Source organism: Lacibacter sp. H407 (assembly GCF_037892605.1).
In the GTDB taxonomy this organism is placed as follows: Bacteria; Bacteroidota; Bacteroidia; order Chitinophagales; family Chitinophagaceae; genus Lacibacter.
Genome location: NZ_JBBKTU010000001.1, coordinates 430,061 through 447,240, shown reverse-complemented (window position 1 = coordinate 447,240; position 17,180 = coordinate 430,061). Strand labels below are relative to the sequence as shown.

The following is a 17,180-nucleotide window of genomic DNA, read 5'->3' as shown; positions in this document are numbered from 1 at the left end:
ATTGCGGCGAAAAGCCGCATCACCCCTTAAATTCAAAACAGAATGAAAAGATTAGTAGTTATTGCAGCGTTAGCGTTTGCAGCTTGCGGCGAAAAGAATCCTAACAACAACGAACCTTTTGTAAAGGAACGTGCAACTGTAAATCCTGCAGCAATAAAGGAGTATGTAGTAAATGCTGCGGATAGTGCGCAGTTTAAAGTGCAATTGTTTGAGCAAAAAGAATCGTTGAATTTTGAAGTGAAGTTTTCGTATAAAGATGCAAGCAGTGAAAAGATCTTCACTTTGCCGAACATGGGCATCATGCCAAAACCTGAATTGAAAAGAGGTGATGATGATCTTTCCTGCATCATTGGATTTTATGATGCCGACAGTACATTTATGGAATACCGGTTGGTAAAAGTTGAGAACGGGTCATTATTCTATCGTCACCTGAAAGAGTACCAGGTAGAAGCGCCGAAAAAGTAATACAGTTGATACAACGATAGTGAAGGTTGATAAATGGTTTTTCACCATTCATCAACCTTTCTTCATTTCAAAGCTTTCCAATCGGGTAGTTTCGTACTTTCCCAGTACAAAACCTCCAAATATGAAATACTTGTTGTTGCTGTTGAGCAGCTTTATCATCAGTCAGTCCTTTGCGCAGGACAATGCATATTTTCTTTCCAATCCAACATTAACACCCGATGGCCAAACTGTGATCTTTTCTTTTGAAGGAGATCTATGGAAAGCCAATGTAAACGATGGACAGGCAGTTCGTGTTACAGCCATGCAGGGTTATGAAACATCAGCACGTGTTTCGCCCGATGGAAAGTGGATCGCATTTACCGGTCGTCAAACCGGCAATCCGGAAGTTTATATGATGTCGGTGAGTGGTGGCGATGTAAAACAAATCACTTATCACAGCGCTAATGATGAAGTAACCAGCTGGAGTTGGGATTCCAAACATATTTATTTCAACAGCGGCCGCATGGGACAGGTAGCCGGTTATAAAGTAAGCGCCGATGGTGGTACACCGCAACGTGTGTTTGGCAGTAATTTTTTCCAGTACGATCATAACCTGGTGGAACACCCAACCAGCGGTGAGATCTTTTTCAATGATACTTGGGAAAGCATAAGCCAGGTAAATCGGAAACGATACAAAGGCGCATTCAATCCTGAGATTCAGTCGTATAACCTCAAAACAAAACAACACAAGAAGTACACAAGCTGGGAAGGAAAAGATTTTGCAGCCAGCATTGACAGAAGCGGGAACATCTATTTTATTTCAGACGAAGCAAATGGTGAATACAATCTCTACACAATGGAGAGTGGAAAGAAAAAGGGCCTGACCCGTTTTTCTTCTTCTATCAAAACGCCGCAGGTAAATGCAGCAGGTGGCAAAGTAGTGTTTGAAAAAGATTATCAACTGTGGCTGTATGATGTAAAGACTGATAAAGAAAAGAAACTGAATATCTCGATTGTACGTAATCAGGTATTACCAAAAGATAAAGATTATGAAGTACGTGGCAACATCAGTGCATTTGATGTAGCACCCGATGGGAAAAAACTGGCATTTGTTTCCCGTGGCGAATTATTTGTGAGTGATGTAGATGGAAAATTTGTACAACAGATCAACCGCAACTCTGCAGAGCGTGTACGTGAAGTACGTTGGATGAGTGACAGTAAAACTGTATTGTTTAATCAAACACTCGATGGCTATACCAACTGGTACAGCATTCGTGCCGATAGTAGCAGCGCTGCTAAACAAATCACTAGCGATAAACGAAACAACAGAAGTCTTGTATTGAATAGAAAACGTACAATGGCAGTTTATCTCAGCGGACGAGATGAAGTGCGATTGCTGGATTTAAAAACCTTACAAAGCAAAACCATTGTGAAAGATGAGATATGGGCTTTTCAAAATAGTGATCCGGGTTTTTCTCCAAACGATGAGTATGTGTTGTTTACGGCGATCCGCAATTTTGAGCAGGACATTTTTATTCATCATATCAAAAACAATAAAACAACAAATCTTACCAATACCGGAATAACAGAAGCCGGTCCGGTATGGTCGGCCGATGGAAAATATATTTACTTCACTTCACAACGCCTGAAGCCATCTTATCCTTTTGGTATGGCCAATGCAAAAGTGTATCGCCTGCCGTTGGAAAAAATTGATGAACCCTATCGCCTTGATAAATACAATGAACTGTTTAAAGATGAGAAGAAGCCGGCTGCTGCAAAAACAGATTCGTTACAACAATCACAACCCATCAGTATTGATATGGATCTGCTGATGGAACGGATGCAGCAGGTAAGTCCTTCAGCCGGAGCACAATTTCTGATCAATGTATTCCAGAAAGGTGAGAAGGCAACAGTGCTGTATGTTAGCAATCATGGTGAAGGAAGAAATGCGATTTGGAAAACGGTGATCGAGCCATTTGAACAAAATAAAACTGAAAAAATTGCTGGTACAGATAATACCTTCGGCTTTGAAGTAGTGGAAGTGAGTGATAAATTATATGCGTTGACCAATGGAAATATCGTAAAGCTGAATCTCGATGCTAATAAAGTTGATCCGGTAGCCATCAGTTTTACATTTCGAAGAAGTCTGGCAGAAGAATTCAATCAAATGTTTTATGAAGCATGGGCCGGTATGGAAGAAGGGTATTATGATGAAAAGTTTCATGGACTCGACTGGAAGAAAACAAGAGATTATTACAAACAGTTTTTACCGCATTTGAACAGCCGTGCCGATTTGCGTACAATGTTGAATGATATGTTTGGTGAGCTTAACTCATCACACCAGGGCTTTGGCACATTTGGTGATGATGAAAACGTATCACTGCAAAGTGCAACTATGGAAACCGGAATTATTTTCGAGAATGATGATCCGTATAAAGTAAAATACATTGCACGTCGCTCGGCTGCCGATCGTAAATCAGTGGATGTTAAACCGGGTGATGTATTGGTGAAAGTGAATGATGTTATAGTTGATACAAAGATGGACAGGAATTATTACTTCACAGCACCATCAAGAGATAGGGAGCTACGTCTTACATTTAACCGTAACGGACAAATGATCAATGTGAAAATTCATCCGCAGGCAAGCTTGTTTTCAAATCTGTACGATGAATGGGTGGATGCAAATCAAAAGCGTGTGGATGAAAAAGGAAAGGGACGTATTGCGTATGGGTATATGAAAAATATGGGTACCGGTGAATTAGAGCAGTTCATTATTGATATGACGCAGGAGTTAACAACAAAAGATGCACTCATCTTTGATCTTCGTTATAACACGGGCGGAAATGTACACGATGAGGTGTTGAAGTTTTTAAGTCAGCGTACGTATTTACAATGGAAGTATCGTGAAGGAAAGCTGACACCACAATCCAATTTTTCACCAGCTGATAAACCAATTGTATTATTGATCAATGAACAATCGTTGAGTGATGCAGAAATGACAGCGCAGGGATTCAAAGCATTGAAGCTGGGTAAAATTATCGGGAATGAAACCTATCGCTGGATCATTTTCACCAGTGGTATTGGATTGGTGGATGGGTCAAGTGTACGCATGCCTGCGTGGGGTTGTTATTCACTTGATGGAAAAGACCTGGAGATGAGTGGCGTGCAACCGGATATTTATATCATCAATAGTTTTGAAGATAAGCTGAACGGAAAAGATCCGCAACTGGACAAAGCCATTGAAGAAATATTGAAGCAGTTGAAGTAATGAGTGATGAGTGATGAGTAATGAATGATGAGTGCAAGCCACAGTTCATCTTAATCTGAATTTATAAAGAAGGGTGTACATTCTTGTACACCCTTTTGTTATTTGCTAAATCATCATTCGTATGTTCATCGCTTGGCCGTTTGGAATGGCCTCGCTCAATCTCAGTGTTCTCCGTATCTCATCTCTCTGTGTTGAACTATTGTAAGTGAAGCGAACAATCTTCTCCACTCACTCTTTCCTTACAAACCGTATCATCGCACTGCTGTTCTCTGTGCTTTCAAGATTAGCCGTATAGCGTACACCATTCACATAGGCGATCATATAGGACGTATTCGGTGGTATGGAGCCGAGATTTTCGGCAACCATCACCAGTTCATTACTTTCACTCAGTTCAGTAACAGCAAACTTTACAATATGCGGTTTGTCGCTGAGTTTAACATGTTCAAAAACCAAACGGTTATTCATGAACAGTGAAATTGAATCGCCATCGATCTCTGCGTTGTCATAAAAATGAAGTTCAATGGTATCACCCAGTAATGGCAATTCTGTTGTTAATACTTTTTTGCGTTCAATAAATTTCTCTTTGATAGTTGGTGCTTTGGTAGAAATAACTGTTGGCTCTTTTACAGGTGGTTTGTTTTCTGTTTTGGTAACAGGTTGTGTTTCCTTGGGTATAGTTGGTTGCGGTTGTACAACTACGGGTTCGGGTTTTGGTTCTTCACGTTTCGGTTGTTCCGTTACAATAACCCGTGGAGGAGTAACTGCTACAATTTCCGGTTGTCTGTTTGTTTTATGAATCGTTGCCACACTGTCGATGAAGTAAGGATCGTTTGCACCTACTGTATAATTCTCGATCACATAATCCCATTCATCTGTAAACTGTGGTTGCTCCACTTTATCTAAATGCAGATCACCTTTGTTCTTTTGTTCTTCTTTGGTCACCGCTTTTCCATCAAGCATCATTACGCCACCGCCTGGACAATTAAAATCAGCTTCCATCAACAACGGCACAGCGCCGGGAGAGGTAATAGCAATCCGTCCTGTCTTTGCTTCGAGCAATTCATCATCCCACCAAATCACTTCATTGGTTTGCTGATTGAAATAACCTTTCACTGCATAGCGACGGTAGCTGTTCACCGATTCGTAGTAGTACGAAGTGCCAAACAAACTATCGCCCCGTTGAATCAGTTTGAGTTCCAGTTTAGCAGGACGTAATCCATTGCCCACTTTTCCCTTCCACACACCGGTGATCATTTGTGCCTGTGTAAAAAAGCTAAACAAAAGGAAAACAGTCAGTAAAGAGATGTAATGTTTCTTCATGCGATAGAGCTTAAACGAAATGTTGATCTAAATATTTTTTGCTGATGTTAATGTTTCAACAAAAGACGCAGGATTTTTGTATTAGTAGGAAATTAGCGTATGGCACAAGCAAATATTCAATTGATCGAAGCGCTGCGTGAAACAGCAGCCCGTCTCCGCAATGGAGCAGCTTATGCATGGGGCAACCATGGCGCCTGCAATTGCGGTAACCTTACACAGGTGGTTACCAAATTGAGCAAAGAAGAAATACTGGCGTATGCACACACCGGTATTGGAGAATGGACTGAGTTGGCAGAAGATTATTGTGGAGTTACAAATGCACCTGCCGGTTTGCTGATCACTAAATTGCAGGAAATTGGTTTAACGCCGAGTGATATCCATAATCTTGAATATCTGGAAGACAAAGCCGTGTTGCAACAATTGCCCGGTGGCTTTCGTTGGTTGAAACGGAACGTACGGGAAGATGTGATCGTTTATTTTGAAACGTTTGCATCGATGTTAGAAGAACAATTAGCAGAAAATATAACGATCCATTATGATCAGCTGTTTGAAGTACAACAGCCTGAACTTGTTTCGTAAGGCTCACCTATATTAACATCGCCCCGGTCACTTGACCGGGGTTCTTTTTTGAGAATATATTTCTGCATGCTTGCTGACAGAATGGTAATTTAGCAACATAAAGAATGCTTACACAAATGGCGACTCCACTCATCAATATTCTGGAAAAGAACAAACATCAATACTATCCCGTTGTGCCTTTTGAACCTGAAAAGGATCGATTGCTGAAAATGAATTTCACTGAATCAAATACAGAACTTACAAAAGAAGTGATTGAAGATGTGTCAAAGTTCAGCAGCTATGTTGATCAACAACTTGGAAATGCCGGCGCTCGTTATGGTATTGGCGGCTATGCTGAGCTTCGCAGTGTTTACAGCCGGAGTAATGTATTTGATTCACCCGATGGAGGAGAACCAAGGCGATTGCATTTGGGGACTGATATTTGGGGGAAAGCAGGAACACCTGTATCTGCACCTATCGGCGGCATGGTACACAGTTTTAAATTCAATGATGCGTATGGCGATTATGGTGCTACGATCATCTTATTGCATCAGTTGGAAAGTGTTGCGTTTTATACATTGTATGGACATGTAAGTTTGAAAGATCTGGCAATCACAGAAGGACAGTATATCAACCGTGGTGAACCATTTGCACATTTTGGTGAGCCGCATGAAAATGGTCACTGGCCTCCGCATCTGCATTTTCAGATCATTATTGATATTGAGTTAAAAGAAGGTGATTATCCCGGTGTTTGCCGTTTGAGTGATAAAGATTTTTATTTAGAAAATTGTCCGGATGCTGATTTGCTTTTGCAGATGAACAGGTATATCAATCATGAATAGCAAACTATCGCTTTACCACTCACCATTCACTACTCACCACTCACTTCATGCCCTTTTTCCTTAGTTTTACAACCGATGGCCAATCCCAATTTAAATAGCGATAAAGAAGCATTAACTTCTGTTGATAAGGAGTTTGAAAATAATATTCGTCCGTCGAGTATAGAAGATTTTTCCGGCCAGCCACAGATCATCGATAATCTCAAGATATTTATTAAAGCTGCGAAGATGCGTGGCGAAGCATTGGATCATGTATTGTTTCATGGTCCTCCCGGTTTGGGAAAAACAACGTTGAGTAGAATTGTTGCGAACGAACTTGGTGTGAACATTAAAGAAACAAGCGGACCGGTTATTGAAAAACCCGGTGACCTGGCGGGATTGCTTACCAGCCTCGAACCGCATGATGTGTTGTTTATTGACGAGATCCATCGCCTAAGTACTGTGGTGGAAGAATATTTATATGCGGCGATGGAAGATTACCGTATCGATATCATGATCGACAGCGGTCCCAATGCAAGAAGCATTCAACTCAACCTCAATCCATTTACATTGGTGGGTGCGACAACACGAAGTGGCTTGTTGAGTGCGCCATTGTTATCACGTTTCGCAATTAAGTCAAGACTGGAATATTATAATGCAGAAACATTGCAAAAAATTATTCAACGAGCTGCCGGAATTTTAAATGTGAAGATCACCAGCGATGCTACAAAAGAAATTGCTGGTCGCAGTCGTGCCACACCACGTATTGCAAATGGATTGTTGCGTCGTATGCGTGACTTTGCAATGGTATTGGGTAATGGTGTAATTGATTTGGGTGTAACACAACATGGCCTCAAAGCATTGAATGTAGATGAGTACGGGTTAGATGATATGGACAACAAAATTCTCCTCACCATAATTGAGAAGTTCAAAGGTGGCCCTGTGGGCATCACAACAATTGCAACAGCTGTTGGCGAGGAAGCGGGTACACTGGAAGAAGTGTATGAACCATTCCTGATACAGGAAGGCTTTTTACAACGTACACCAAGGGGAAGAGAAGTTACCGCCAAAGCGTATGAACATTTAGGAAAGAAACCCTACAGCAGTGGGGCTGGGCCAAATTTGTTCAGCTGATCAGATCAGTTTGTGTTCAAGGGCTAGTTTTAATAACTGTTGCGTTGAGCTTACATTCAGTTTCTGCATTAGGTTTTTGCGGTGTGTTTCGATGGTATAATGACTTAAAAAAAGCTTCTCAGCAATTTGAGGGCCATTGAATCCATCGTACAATAATTTCAGTATTTCTTTTTCTCTGCGTGTAAGACCGGGTAACTCTTGCGCAGCATCCTTTAATGAGTTGAATTGCTCCAGAATTTTTTGGTTGGCTGCTTTGCTGAGATAAATTTTGCCATTCATTACTTCATCAATAGCTTCCAGTAATTCATATCGCTCCATATCTTTCAGTAAATAGCCATTACCACCTTTTGCCAAAAACTGGCTGATGATGCCGGCTTCATTGGTGGAAGTAAGACCAATGATCTTTACTTCTTTGTTTTGTTTGCGGATGATGCTGCATAATTCGATACCATCAATATCAGGAAGGCTGATATCGAGGAGTATCACATCCGGTTCTGATTCAGTGAAAGATTCAATAGCCTGTTTGCCATTTTTACAAATGCCACAAACATTCAGATGCAGTTCATCTTTCAACATAGTGGAAATACCATCACCCACTAAAGGATGATCATCAACAACGAGGATTTTGATCATAGTACTTTGTTCGCTCCGCTGAAAATACAAAAAGCCAGCCTTATGTAACTATTTCTCCATCGTTAATTAAAAAATTCATCAGCACGGTTGTCCCAATCTCTTTTTGTGAATCGATAGACAACTGCCCGTTTAAATATTGTACCCTGCTTTTTACCGATGAAAGGCCTGCACTTATTTTCTCATCGCTTTCTTTCATATTGAATCCACGGCCATTATCTTCTACCGTAATACTTAAGCGATTGCCCTCTCTGTTAAATTGAACAATGGCTTCGGTTGCCTGCGAATGTTTAATAATGTTGTTAAGTAGTTCCTGTATAATGCGGAAGAGCATGATCTCCGTTGAGGCATTCAATCGTTTTTCCATACCGTACGATTGCATGGCTACTTTCAGCAATTTGCCTGCGCTGATGCTGTTGCATAATTCCTGTGTAGCTTGTACAACACCCATCTTCAGTAATACTTCAGGCATCATATTGTGTGCAATGCGGCGTACTTCTTCCGAAGCGGTATTAATAAGTTCATAGCTTTTAGAAAAGAGGGGATTGGTTTGCAACTCCTGTTGCTCGTGCTGCAATGTGCTGAAATGCATTTTTACAGTAGAAAATAAACCTCCAAGTCCGTCGTGTAAGTCTTTAGCAATACGTGTGCGTTCTGTTTCCTGCCCGTTCACCATACTTTGTAACGAAACAACCTGTTGTTGCCGTTCGAGGAATTTGATTTGTTCCTGTTGTAATATTTTGTCTTTTTCTGCAATGGTTCTTTTTTGTTGACTCACCCTATACAGAAATCCAAGAATTGATAATAATGTTATAGCAAGCAAACCAGTAATAATGAGCATCCTGTTTCTGCGTACTACAGCAAGCTCGTTTTGTGTGTTAGATAATTCGAGCGCTGAAATTTGTTTTTCCTTTTTACTGTTTTCAAACGATGCTTCGAGAAAAGAAGCATATTGTCTGGTTTTAGTTGATAGCACACTATCATTCAGTTTTTCATATTCAATACTGTATTTGTATGCATTTTTATAGTCATTAATGGCTGCATAATATGTACTCATTTGTGCACATACCCGGTATTGCACATCAATTGATTTTGATTTTTTTGCAAGAACTAATGCTTCATTAAGATAGTAGTATGCATTTGGTAAATCTTTTTTCTTTAAATAGGTCCTGCCTATTGCAAGATTGAGATATGCCGGCTGAAAATTTTCACGAAGTGATATTTTTAATCCGGTTTTATGAAGCATAAGAGCAGTGTCATATTCACCCTTACGTTCATAGTAGAGGCCCAGTATACTGTACGAGTCAGCAGCAAATGCAAGATCGCTGGTTTTTTCTATATATGCTCTTAAATAGGGAACGTATTTAGAAGCTTCATCTGTCTTTTTAATTCCGAGATATGCAACAATCAAATGATTATAAGCAAACGCTACTTGTGAGCTGTCGTTAAAGCGTTTTACTTTTTCAACCAACTCGAGGCTCAGTTTTATACTCTTATCATAATTTTCTAACGAACCGATCGTTGCAATGAGGTTCTGATAGGCTATTAATTCTCTGGCGGTATCTTTAACTAATTGAAAATATTCACACGCTTTGGAATAATGATAGGAGGCATTAAAAAAATCGCTCTGCATAAAATGCCAACTACCTCTGCCGTTACTGATTTTTGCAAGTAATTCCTGATTTTTTTCTGCTATAGCAATCTGTTCGGCTTCATCATACATATTGGCTGATTCTTTAAATTTATTCTGATCGGCATATACAAAGCCAAGGATGTAGGCCATTTTTGAAGAGCCTTTTTGATAACCAATTTTTTTACTAAGGGCCAACCCCTGCAATCCATAGTTGACGGCTTGGTCCAGATCGTAATAGCTTATATTATTACAGATTTCTATCAACAGGTTTACCTTATTTGAATCTTCCTTTTGTTTTGGTAATTCTTTTCGTAAACTATCTACTAATTGTTCCGGGGTTTGCGCAATAACATTTATCCCACAACAGCACAGGGTCAATAAGAGAAGACATAAGTTTAAGATTCTTTGCATAGTCATTTTTTTAGCTGTGCTATATATGCACGTAAGTATTACTGTGGCTTGATTAATTTGATAGTGAACAGGATTGTTATATAAAGCTGACTAATGAATTGCAGTGTGGAAGTTGAATAAGAAGAAAAGTGTGCAATCTTTCAGTTTATGAGAATAGTAGTACATAAGCAATTAGTTAATGTTGGGTTTATTTTCTTCGGTAAGATAAAATCTAAAGCCGTAAGTTCTCTACCTCCTTTCAGGTATTTTTTATTATTTAAAACCACAGGCATCAGGTATAGAAACAATTAGGGCACAACTGCAACTTTGAGGACGAAATAAATCACTATGCAGCGTTTCATTTTTTTACCCCTGTTTATAGTAATGCTTGTTGATGTTTCTGCACAGGATGCCGGTGCACCCAACAAAGTGTCTCCTAAAGAATTTGCAATACCTGCTTCTCCTGTATTTGACGTGATGGGTGTAACACCTTCACAAATCAATCGTACAGCCGATATTAAAGATTTTAAAGTTGACTGGTCGTTTAAATCATGGCGGCTGAGTCCCAACCTGGCAATACAATCGCAACCTTTCTGGGAATTATTCTATAACCGTAAAGATTTGAGTAAGTATCAAGCAGCATCCGGCTTTATGCGAAAGCTTGCTTCGGTTGATCTGTCTGTTGGTTCTGTACAAGATGAGAATAATGACCGGCGAATAGGGTTTGCAGTAAAGACAAACATTTTCCGATCAAGAGATCCGTTAATGGCAAAAGAACTGTATGCCGACATCTCCGAACGTTTCGGCGCCGAAAAGATCGAACTGGAAACAAAGCTGAAAGAATTAAAACAACAGTTAGACACTACTGTAAACATTCTTGCAAAACCTGAATTGCGGAACCAGATCAAAGCAACGGAAGATTTACTCTTAACAATCAACACTCGACGTAATGCAGAAATCAATGAACGGGCAAAAGTATTTATTGCCGAGCATTGGAATGTAACTTCTCTTGATGCAGCATTCGGCAGAGTGTATTCCTATCAAACCGATAGCAGCGGGTCTCTTAAATCACTTCGGTTAAACCGAAGTACGGCATGGGCCGGCTGGGCAAACTTCAGTATTGGTATGGGAAAAAAATGGCTGCTCTCCGGATTAGTGCGCAACAGCTGGTATCAGGAAGAACTGAATTTTCAAGTTCGTAATACATCAACCGGCGATGAGTTAACGCAGGTTGCAGTAGCAGATAATACATTACTAACGGCCGGGCTTAACCTACGCTACGGAGGTTCCTATTTTACCTTTTTTGCAGAATTTTTATATGAAAGAAAAGGCTTACGTACACCGGTTGAAGCATTGTCAAAAGTATTTGAATCGCCTGACGGATTTGAGGTAGTGGGTAATTCTGTTAAGTGGAATATCGTGCAGCCTAATACCATTGCCATTGGCGGCGATTGGCGCATGAACCGTAATGTGGTATTGAACTATGGTATGCGTGGCATTTTTGATAAGAACTGGAAGTTTACAGGGTTCATACCGGTGGTATCAATTGCATGTTTAATGCGGTAGGCCCAACTCAACAATAAATTAATGTCAACCCCCAAAAATATAATACCATGAACAAGCTTACAATGCCTGTTTTATTTTTAGCAGCATTCTTATTTTATCAAAGTGTGCATGCGCAGTTCTTTACTTCTTTGAAAGCTCCTCTGGCACCTGGTGAGCGTTTTGCTTCGGCTATTGTTGATTTAAGAGGTCTTTCGGTTTCTCAGGTGCGCATCAGTGTAGTGTATGGTACAGATTCTATTGCTGTCGCTAATGCATTTGATCTTGCCCGTCGGGATCCCACTAAGTATTTTGAATCAGTTACTACACAGGTTGGTGCTGTTATTGATGGAAAGGTTGAAGCTGTGGTCATCTTCCCGCATAGTGGGAGGCCGGCTATCAATTCAAGAGAAAGAGTTTTTTCAAAAGGTACAAAGCTGTTTTATTCATGGGCTCGAACGCACACCCCTTCAGGTGCCACCAGTTCCTTAACCATCAGCAATGGAAGAGTATTGAGTTTTGTTATGCCAAGGCCATTAACGATCGCTTTATTGGGAGATTCGTATGCGTCTGGCGAAGGTGCTAAAGGCAGTGCATGGTTGAATGATCCTTGTCATCGTTCTGCAAATGGCGGAGGTGAGTTGGCTGTGCGGAAATTGAAAGTAGAACGTAAACGTATTGAAATTGATTATATCAATGTTACATGCAGTGGTGCGAAACTTACAGACTTTTATCAGAATGCTCAATTAAAAGATGAGAAAAACCCTTCTGCAGGAACCAAGCAAGGTTTACAGGTTGATCTTGTAACAGCTTGGTTAAGGGCCAAAGGTTATGATGGTTTGGATATTTTATTATCTGACGGAGGTGGAAATGATTTGGGATTTGGAGATGTTGTTGTGCAGGGATTAACTTCTGTTTTTTCAGAGTTTAAAAATGATCAGGAGTTAATGTCTAGAGTACAAACTGCATTTACACGTCTTCCGGATAATTTCCTTTTGTTTAAGACTTATCTGCAATCAAAAGTAGACGTTGGAAGAGTTGTTTGGTTTAACTATCCCAATGTAATAACTGGTAATCCTTTACCAGGCGGGGGCTTTGATGCGAATTTTTGTATGCCTGGAATTGTTTCCGACAAACGACTTTGCTGGACAGCCGAGAATAATTTAAACGAAACAGACTGGAAATTTATTTATGATCGGTTTTTGGCTCCGTTGAATAAAGCTGTTGCGGTAGCTGCTGCATTGCACGGGTGGGATTTTGTGGATGTATCTAATGAAGCTTTGCGAAATGGAATCTGCAATTGCGAAGGTTATGTAAACTCTCTCTCCCAGTCACTTGCAAGGCAGGGCGATAAGTTTGGTACCATGCACCCAAATGCTACAGGCTTCAGGGAAATTTACAGAGATAAATTATATAATCAGCTTTTAACAAGTATTACGAATGTACATACAGCGTTTATTGCGGATGCAAAGGCGAGGGCAATTGCTGCGGCAAAAGAAAAAGCCATAGCAGAAATGGAGTTTAAAGCAATGGTATCAAAATTAACCACAATTATGTCAACCCAATCTCAGCTAACAAATAGTCTGTTGAAGTACAGAGTAGCTTTAGATCCTGTTAAACTTAACATTGATCCGAGTAAGTTGCAGAATTTGAATTTTTGATACAAACTGAAATTTTACAGGTTTTATACCTGTGGTATCAATTGCATATTTAGATGGGATAACACCTATTATGAATAAAAACTATTGTGATCGCTGTCAGTTGTAACAAGTAAACAGTTGTTATAATGTGAAATGATAGCATAACTATTTTCTGCTTTATACAATTCTACAATTTCATCAAATTAAAACAGTATTATGAAAAAAGTATTCTTTTCTATTACTTTAGTAATTGCAAGTATGCAATTGCATGCACAAACCCCTACTTTAACTTCTGAGTCAAGCAGGTTGTTGAAAACTGTGTTCGACTGTTCTACTCTTGCAAAGGCAGAGTACCGCTATATTTTTGATTATATCAAGAATAGACCGGGGTCTTGCGATGTTTATACAGCAATGGCCACATTAACGATGGTTGTACATGAAACCACATCAGATGTAATAACTACTTATACAGGCGCACCATTAATACCTCAGCTAATAACCTGTTCAAAGATTGATTTAACGCCAATGATTGTAAGATCAAATACAGGAGTAGTAACCACATTTGGGGGATTTCTTAATCCTACAACCGGCCGTCTGGCAACCAGTCTGTATCTAAAGTCGGGTATTTTAACAACAGATATTCCATTGCGGGAATTATCTGCAACCATACCAAATGGAGGCAAAGTATTTACCGGCAGTATTCAAATTGGTAATAGACAAGTAACAGCAGTTTTAACAGTACGTAATCAATGCATAAACATTGGTGGTTAATTTCTAAATCCCTAAATCACTTTGTATGAAACAGCGAATTATTTTGATCTTGTCTATATTCTCATTTACCTGCAGTTATGTCAACGCTCAGTCTTTATACTCCCGGCAGGCTTTTGCAAGCGGAACTCCGGAAAGTCATCAGATTGTGAAACGGCCGTATTATACTTCTACAGGAGAAGTGGTAGGCCCGTTCGATCGCAATTATCGTATTACAGGTTCTGGTAATACTGTTAATGCATTTACTGCTTTTGGTTCAACTTCAGAAAAATTAATTTTACTCATTGCACAAAAAGACTGGTTAGATCTTACAAATAGGATTGTTGTGAGCGGAACAGGAGTTACACTGTCAAGAATTATTTCGAAAGGAGTAGATGGTAGGGGATTATCTACTCAAAAATCCTGGATTTATTTTGAGTTAACGATCAGTCCGTCTGCTGCTGCCGGCAACCGAACAGTGAGGTTAATACGTCCATCGCTTCTTGGTACAGATGAAAGCACTTTTACATTAAACCTTCAGCAAAATGCAAGAATATTATTTCAAAGCTTATTTACAGCAGGGGGTAGAACTGTAACGGCAGGCACGGCTGAAGCACTTGGCACAGAAATAAGAGTGACTTTTGAAGGCCACCGTTTACACTTGGTGAGAGGTATAAAAAATAATGGAAACACTATAACTAACAGCATTCTTAGAAATCTCAGGATTGTTGAACGTAGTTCCAGCAAACTGGTGTTTGCATTTAATATTGCACTGGAAGGGGTGCTTACATATAGAGATTTTGCAATTAGATACCTAGATATGGAGCCTGGTTCAATTCTATTTAATTTAAACTGTGATGGAATTAACTTATGCAACTTTATTCAAACAAGAGCAACGTCTTCAGGTGGTTTTAATAGAGGGGTCTATTTTGTTTATGGTACTGATGCAGAGCGGGGAATTGAATAGTATTTTTTTAAATAAAAAAGGCGTCACTGAATAACCAGTGCGCCTTTCTGTTTATTTATGCAATTCTTTATTTCGCCATGTCATCATAACCTTCTTCTTTCGGTTGCAACACGGGCTCATTTAATTTCACTACATTCTTTTTCGATACACGTTTGCGCATTACCATGTTGAGCATTTCCACAGCAAAGGAGAACGCCATACCGAAGTAGATATAATTTTTCAAATGTAATTCGTGAGCAGCTTCTGCATTCCATCCTTCAATTACTAAACTTAAACCGATCATTACAAGAAAGGAGAGTGCAAGCATTTTCAATGTAGGATGCTGATGAATAAAACCTGCAATTTTTGGACTGAACAAAAACATCACCGTCATGGCAATTACTACAGCAGCAATCATGATCTCAACATGCTTTGCTGTACCACCGGCAGTAATAATGCTATCGAATGAGAACACCGCATCGATCAATATGATTTGACCAATGGCCTGACCAAACGAAATGCCTTTTGCATTTTTGGGATCCTGGTTCGGATCTTCCCCTTCCAGCTTTTGATGTATTTCGTGAACCGATTTATAAATAAGAAATAAACCTCCGGCGAGCATTACTAAACTTGCAAGGTCAAATCCTTTTCCTGCAATGGTAAATACTGCTTTTCCTTTTTGCGTCAGCAACCATCCTAAACCCATCAGCAATAAACTGCGGGAAAGAATACCGGTGATCATCCACAACCGGCGTGCCCGCTTCTGATCTTTGATCGATTTTAAACGGTTGAGAATAATACTTACAAAAATTACATTATCTATACCCAGCACTACTTCCAGCACAACAAGAACGATAAAACTGATAATACTCTCTGACGTAAAAAGATGTTCCATTTTTTTCCTGAATTGTCAATTTGCAAAAAGCAACAGGCAAATCATCTTGCCAATTACTTATTGATGTAAGTTGTTACAAATTTTCTTTGCGATTGCTGGGCCTTCATAAATAAAACCTGTCCACACCTGCACCAACGCTGCACCTGCATTTAGTTTTTCTTTTGCATCGGCCGCAGTGAAAACTCCACCACTTGCCATAACAGGTACCTCGCCTTTTAATTTTTGTGCAATGTACTGTACAATTTCTGTACTGCGTTGCTTCACTGGCAAACCACTGAGGCCACCTGCACCAATGGCCGTTACAACAGAAGCATCGGTGGTAAGTCCTTCCCGACTGATGGTTGTATTACTCGCCACCAATCCATCAAGTTGAATTTCTCTTGCCAGATCAATTACATCATCCAGCTGCGATTGAGTTAAGTCGGGTGCAATTTTCAACAGGATCGGTTTTTGTATATGTTCTTCTGCTTTTAGTTTTAAACGTGCAGCTCTCAGCGTTTGCAGATGTGATAAAATTTTATGCAGCGAATCTTTTTCTTGCAGCTCACGCAAGCCGGGTGTATTCGGGCTGCTTACATTCACCACAAAATAATCGACGTAATCAAACAGTTCATTAAAACAGATCTCATAATCTTTCCATGCATCTTCATTCGGCGTTACTTTGTTTTTACCGATGTTACCGCCGATGATGAGTGATGAATAATGAGTGGTGAGTTGCGTTTTGCTGCCATCGTACTTTGTATTTCGTACTTCGTTTTTCGAACGCCATTCCTTCAACCGCTGTGCCACCACTTTCACTCCTTCATTATTAAAACCCATGCGGTTGATGATGGCTTTATCTTTCGGTAAACGAAAGAGGCGTGGTGTATCATTGCCATCCTGAGGTTTGGGTGTAACGGTTCCTATTTCCACAAAACCAAAACCAAGCACTTCCAACTCCCGCAGGTATTTTGCATTTTTATCAAAACCTGCTGCAAGGCCAACCGGATTTTTAAATTCCAATCCCCATTTTTCAACAGCGAGGCCTTTTGCTGTTGGTTGAAAATTGTTGGCTAACAGTTTTCTGATGAATCCTATCGAACAGAAGAAATGCAGCGCATTCATGGCGAAGTAGTGAACTTTCTCTGCATCAAACAAAAAGAAAAACGAACGAATCAACTTGTACATGGCTGCGAAGATAAACCCCAAAAGCCGATCACAAATTAACAGCAATGA

14 protein-coding genes are annotated in these 17,180 nt (G+C 39.9%); 9 read left to right on the top strand and 5 right to left on the bottom strand.

Annotated elements, in window-relative coordinates:
• Window positions 1-42: 42 nt before the first annotated feature.
• Window positions 43-465, top strand: coding sequence for a hypothetical protein (locus WG989_RS01920; RefSeq protein WP_340426942.1), 423 nt, complete (start codon window positions 43-45; stop codon window positions 463-465).
• A 121-nt stretch (window positions 466-586) separates the two neighbouring features.
• Window positions 587-3,712: a S41 family peptidase gene (locus WG989_RS01915; protein WP_340426940.1), complete on the top strand. Its 3,126-nt coding sequence runs from the start codon at window positions 587-589 to the stop codon at window positions 3,710-3,712.
• 228 nt (window positions 3,713-3,940) lie between these two features.
• On the opposite strand, the gene WG989_RS01910 is transcribed toward WG989_RS01915, so the two are convergent.
• Window positions 3,941-5,032 carry a hypothetical protein gene (locus WG989_RS01910; RefSeq protein ID WP_340426938.1) on the bottom strand — a complete coding sequence of 364 codons (1,092 nt, stop codon included), beginning with the start codon at window positions 5,030-5,032 and terminating at the stop codon, window positions 3,941-3,943.
• Between the two features lie 99 nt (window positions 5,033-5,131).
• On the opposite strand from WG989_RS01910, the gene WG989_RS01905 reads away from it, so the two are divergent.
• The 3 genes from WG989_RS01905 to ruvB all read left to right on the top strand — a co-directional run bounded on the left by WG989_RS01905 (window position 5,132) and on the right by ruvB (window position 7,542).
• Window positions 5,132-5,611 (top strand): hypothetical protein, encoded by a 480-nt coding sequence (locus WG989_RS01905; protein WP_340426937.1) that lies wholly within the window; start codon window positions 5,132-5,134, stop codon window positions 5,609-5,611.
• A 104-nt stretch (window positions 5,612-5,715) separates the two neighbouring features.
• Window positions 5,716-6,432 (top strand): peptidoglycan DD-metalloendopeptidase family protein, encoded by a 717-nt coding sequence (locus tag WG989_RS01900; RefSeq protein ID WP_340426936.1) that lies wholly within the window; start codon window positions 5,716-5,718, stop codon window positions 6,430-6,432.
• Between the two features lie 75 nt (window positions 6,433-6,507).
• A complete protein-coding gene (gene ruvB / locus WG989_RS01895; RefSeq protein WP_340426935.1) occupies window positions 6,508-7,542 on the top strand; it encodes a Holliday junction branch migration DNA helicase RuvB in 1,035 nt (344 codons plus the stop codon).
• Here the strand turns inward: ruvB and WG989_RS01890 are convergent, their stop codons facing one another.
• Together WG989_RS01890 and WG989_RS01885 are read right to left on the bottom strand one after the other, a co-directional pair.
• The gene (locus tag WG989_RS01890; RefSeq protein WP_340426933.1) at window positions 7,543-8,175 is read right to left on the bottom strand and encodes a response regulator; all 633 of its coding nucleotides are present in this window, start codon (window positions 8,173-8,175) and stop codon (window positions 7,543-7,545) included. It abuts the gene before it with no gap.
• 40 nt (window positions 8,176-8,215) lie between these two features.
• On the bottom strand, window positions 8,216-10,069 hold the full coding sequence (locus WG989_RS01885; RefSeq protein WP_340426932.1) for a tetratricopeptide repeat-containing sensor histidine kinase: 1,854 nt from the start codon (window positions 10,067-10,069) through the stop codon (window positions 8,216-8,218).
• A 474-nt stretch (window positions 10,070-10,543) separates the two neighbouring features.
• On the opposite strand from WG989_RS01885, the gene WG989_RS01880 reads away from it, so the two are divergent.
• From WG989_RS01880 to WG989_RS01865, 4 genes are all read left to right on the top strand, one after another.
• Window positions 10,544-11,761 carry a hypothetical protein gene (locus WG989_RS01880; protein WP_340426931.1) on the top strand — a complete coding sequence of 406 codons (1,218 nt, stop codon included), beginning with the start codon at window positions 10,544-10,546 and terminating at the stop codon, window positions 11,759-11,761.
• 47 nt (window positions 11,762-11,808) lie between these two features.
• A complete protein-coding gene (locus WG989_RS01875) occupies window positions 11,809-13,398 on the top strand; it encodes an SGNH/GDSL hydrolase family protein (protein ID WP_340426930.1) in 1,590 nt (529 codons plus the stop codon).
• A gap of 195 nt (window positions 13,399-13,593) precedes the next feature.
• Window positions 13,594-14,148, top strand: a complete 555-nt coding sequence (locus WG989_RS01870) for a hypothetical protein (protein ID WP_340426929.1) — start codon at window positions 13,594-13,596, stop codon at window positions 14,146-14,148.
• 25 nt (window positions 14,149-14,173) lie between these two features.
• Window positions 14,174-15,091 carry a hypothetical protein gene (locus WG989_RS01865; protein WP_340426928.1) on the top strand — a complete coding sequence of 306 codons (918 nt, stop codon included), beginning with the start codon at window positions 14,174-14,176 and terminating at the stop codon, window positions 15,089-15,091.
• A gap of 67 nt (window positions 15,092-15,158) precedes the next feature.
• Here the strand turns inward: WG989_RS01865 and WG989_RS01860 are convergent, their stop codons facing one another.
• Both WG989_RS01860 and WG989_RS01855 read right to left on the bottom strand, forming a co-directional pair.
• Entirely contained in the window at window positions 15,159-15,965 is an 807-nt protein-coding gene (locus tag WG989_RS01860) for a TerC family protein (protein ID WP_340426927.1), read from the bottom strand.
• 57 nt (window positions 15,966-16,022) lie between these two features.
• Window positions 16,023-17,132 carry a quinone-dependent dihydroorotate dehydrogenase gene (locus WG989_RS01855; RefSeq protein ID WP_340426926.1) on the bottom strand — a complete coding sequence of 370 codons (1,110 nt, stop codon included), beginning with the start codon at window positions 17,130-17,132 and terminating at the stop codon, window positions 16,023-16,025.
• Between the last annotated feature and the right edge of the window lie 48 nt (window positions 17,133-17,180).

Coding starts and splice junctions, on each gene's coding strand:
- ruvB (WP_340426935.1), top strand. CDS start 6,508: ATGGCCAATCCCAATTTAAATAGCGATAAAGAAGCATTAACTTCTGTT.
- WG989_RS01880 (WP_340426931.1), top strand. CDS start 10,544: ATGCAGCGTTTCATTTTTTTACCCCTGTTTATAGTAATGCTTGTTGAT.
- WG989_RS01875 (WP_340426930.1), top strand. CDS start 11,809: ATGAACAAGCTTACAATGCCTGTTTTATTTTTAGCAGCATTCTTATTT.
- WG989_RS01915 (WP_340426940.1), top strand. CDS start 587: ATGAAATACTTGTTGTTGCTGTTGAGCAGCTTTATCATCAGTCAGTCC.
- WG989_RS01855 (WP_340426926.1), bottom strand. CDS start 17,132: ATGTACAAGTTGATTCGTTCGTTTTTCTTTTTGTTTGATGCAGAGAAA.
- WG989_RS01920 (WP_340426942.1), top strand. CDS start 43: ATGAAAAGATTAGTAGTTATTGCAGCGTTAGCGTTTGCAGCTTGCGGC.
- WG989_RS01910 (WP_340426938.1), bottom strand. CDS start 5,032: ATGAAGAAACATTACATCTCTTTACTGACTGTTTTCCTTTTGTTTAGC.
- WG989_RS01860 (WP_340426927.1), bottom strand. CDS start 15,965: ATGGAACATCTTTTTACGTCAGAGAGTATTATCAGTTTTATCGTTCTT.
- WG989_RS01900 (WP_340426936.1), top strand. CDS start 5,716: ATGCTTACACAAATGGCGACTCCACTCATCAATATTCTGGAAAAGAAC.
- WG989_RS01865 (WP_340426928.1), top strand. CDS start 14,174: ATGAAACAGCGAATTATTTTGATCTTGTCTATATTCTCATTTACCTGC.
- WG989_RS01890 (WP_340426933.1), bottom strand. CDS start 8,175: ATGATCAAAATCCTCGTTGTTGATGATCATCCTTTAGTGGGTGATGGT.
- WG989_RS01870 (WP_340426929.1), top strand. CDS start 13,594: ATGAAAAAAGTATTCTTTTCTATTACTTTAGTAATTGCAAGTATGCAA.
- WG989_RS01905 (WP_340426937.1), top strand. CDS start 5,132: ATGGCACAAGCAAATATTCAATTGATCGAAGCGCTGCGTGAAACAGCA.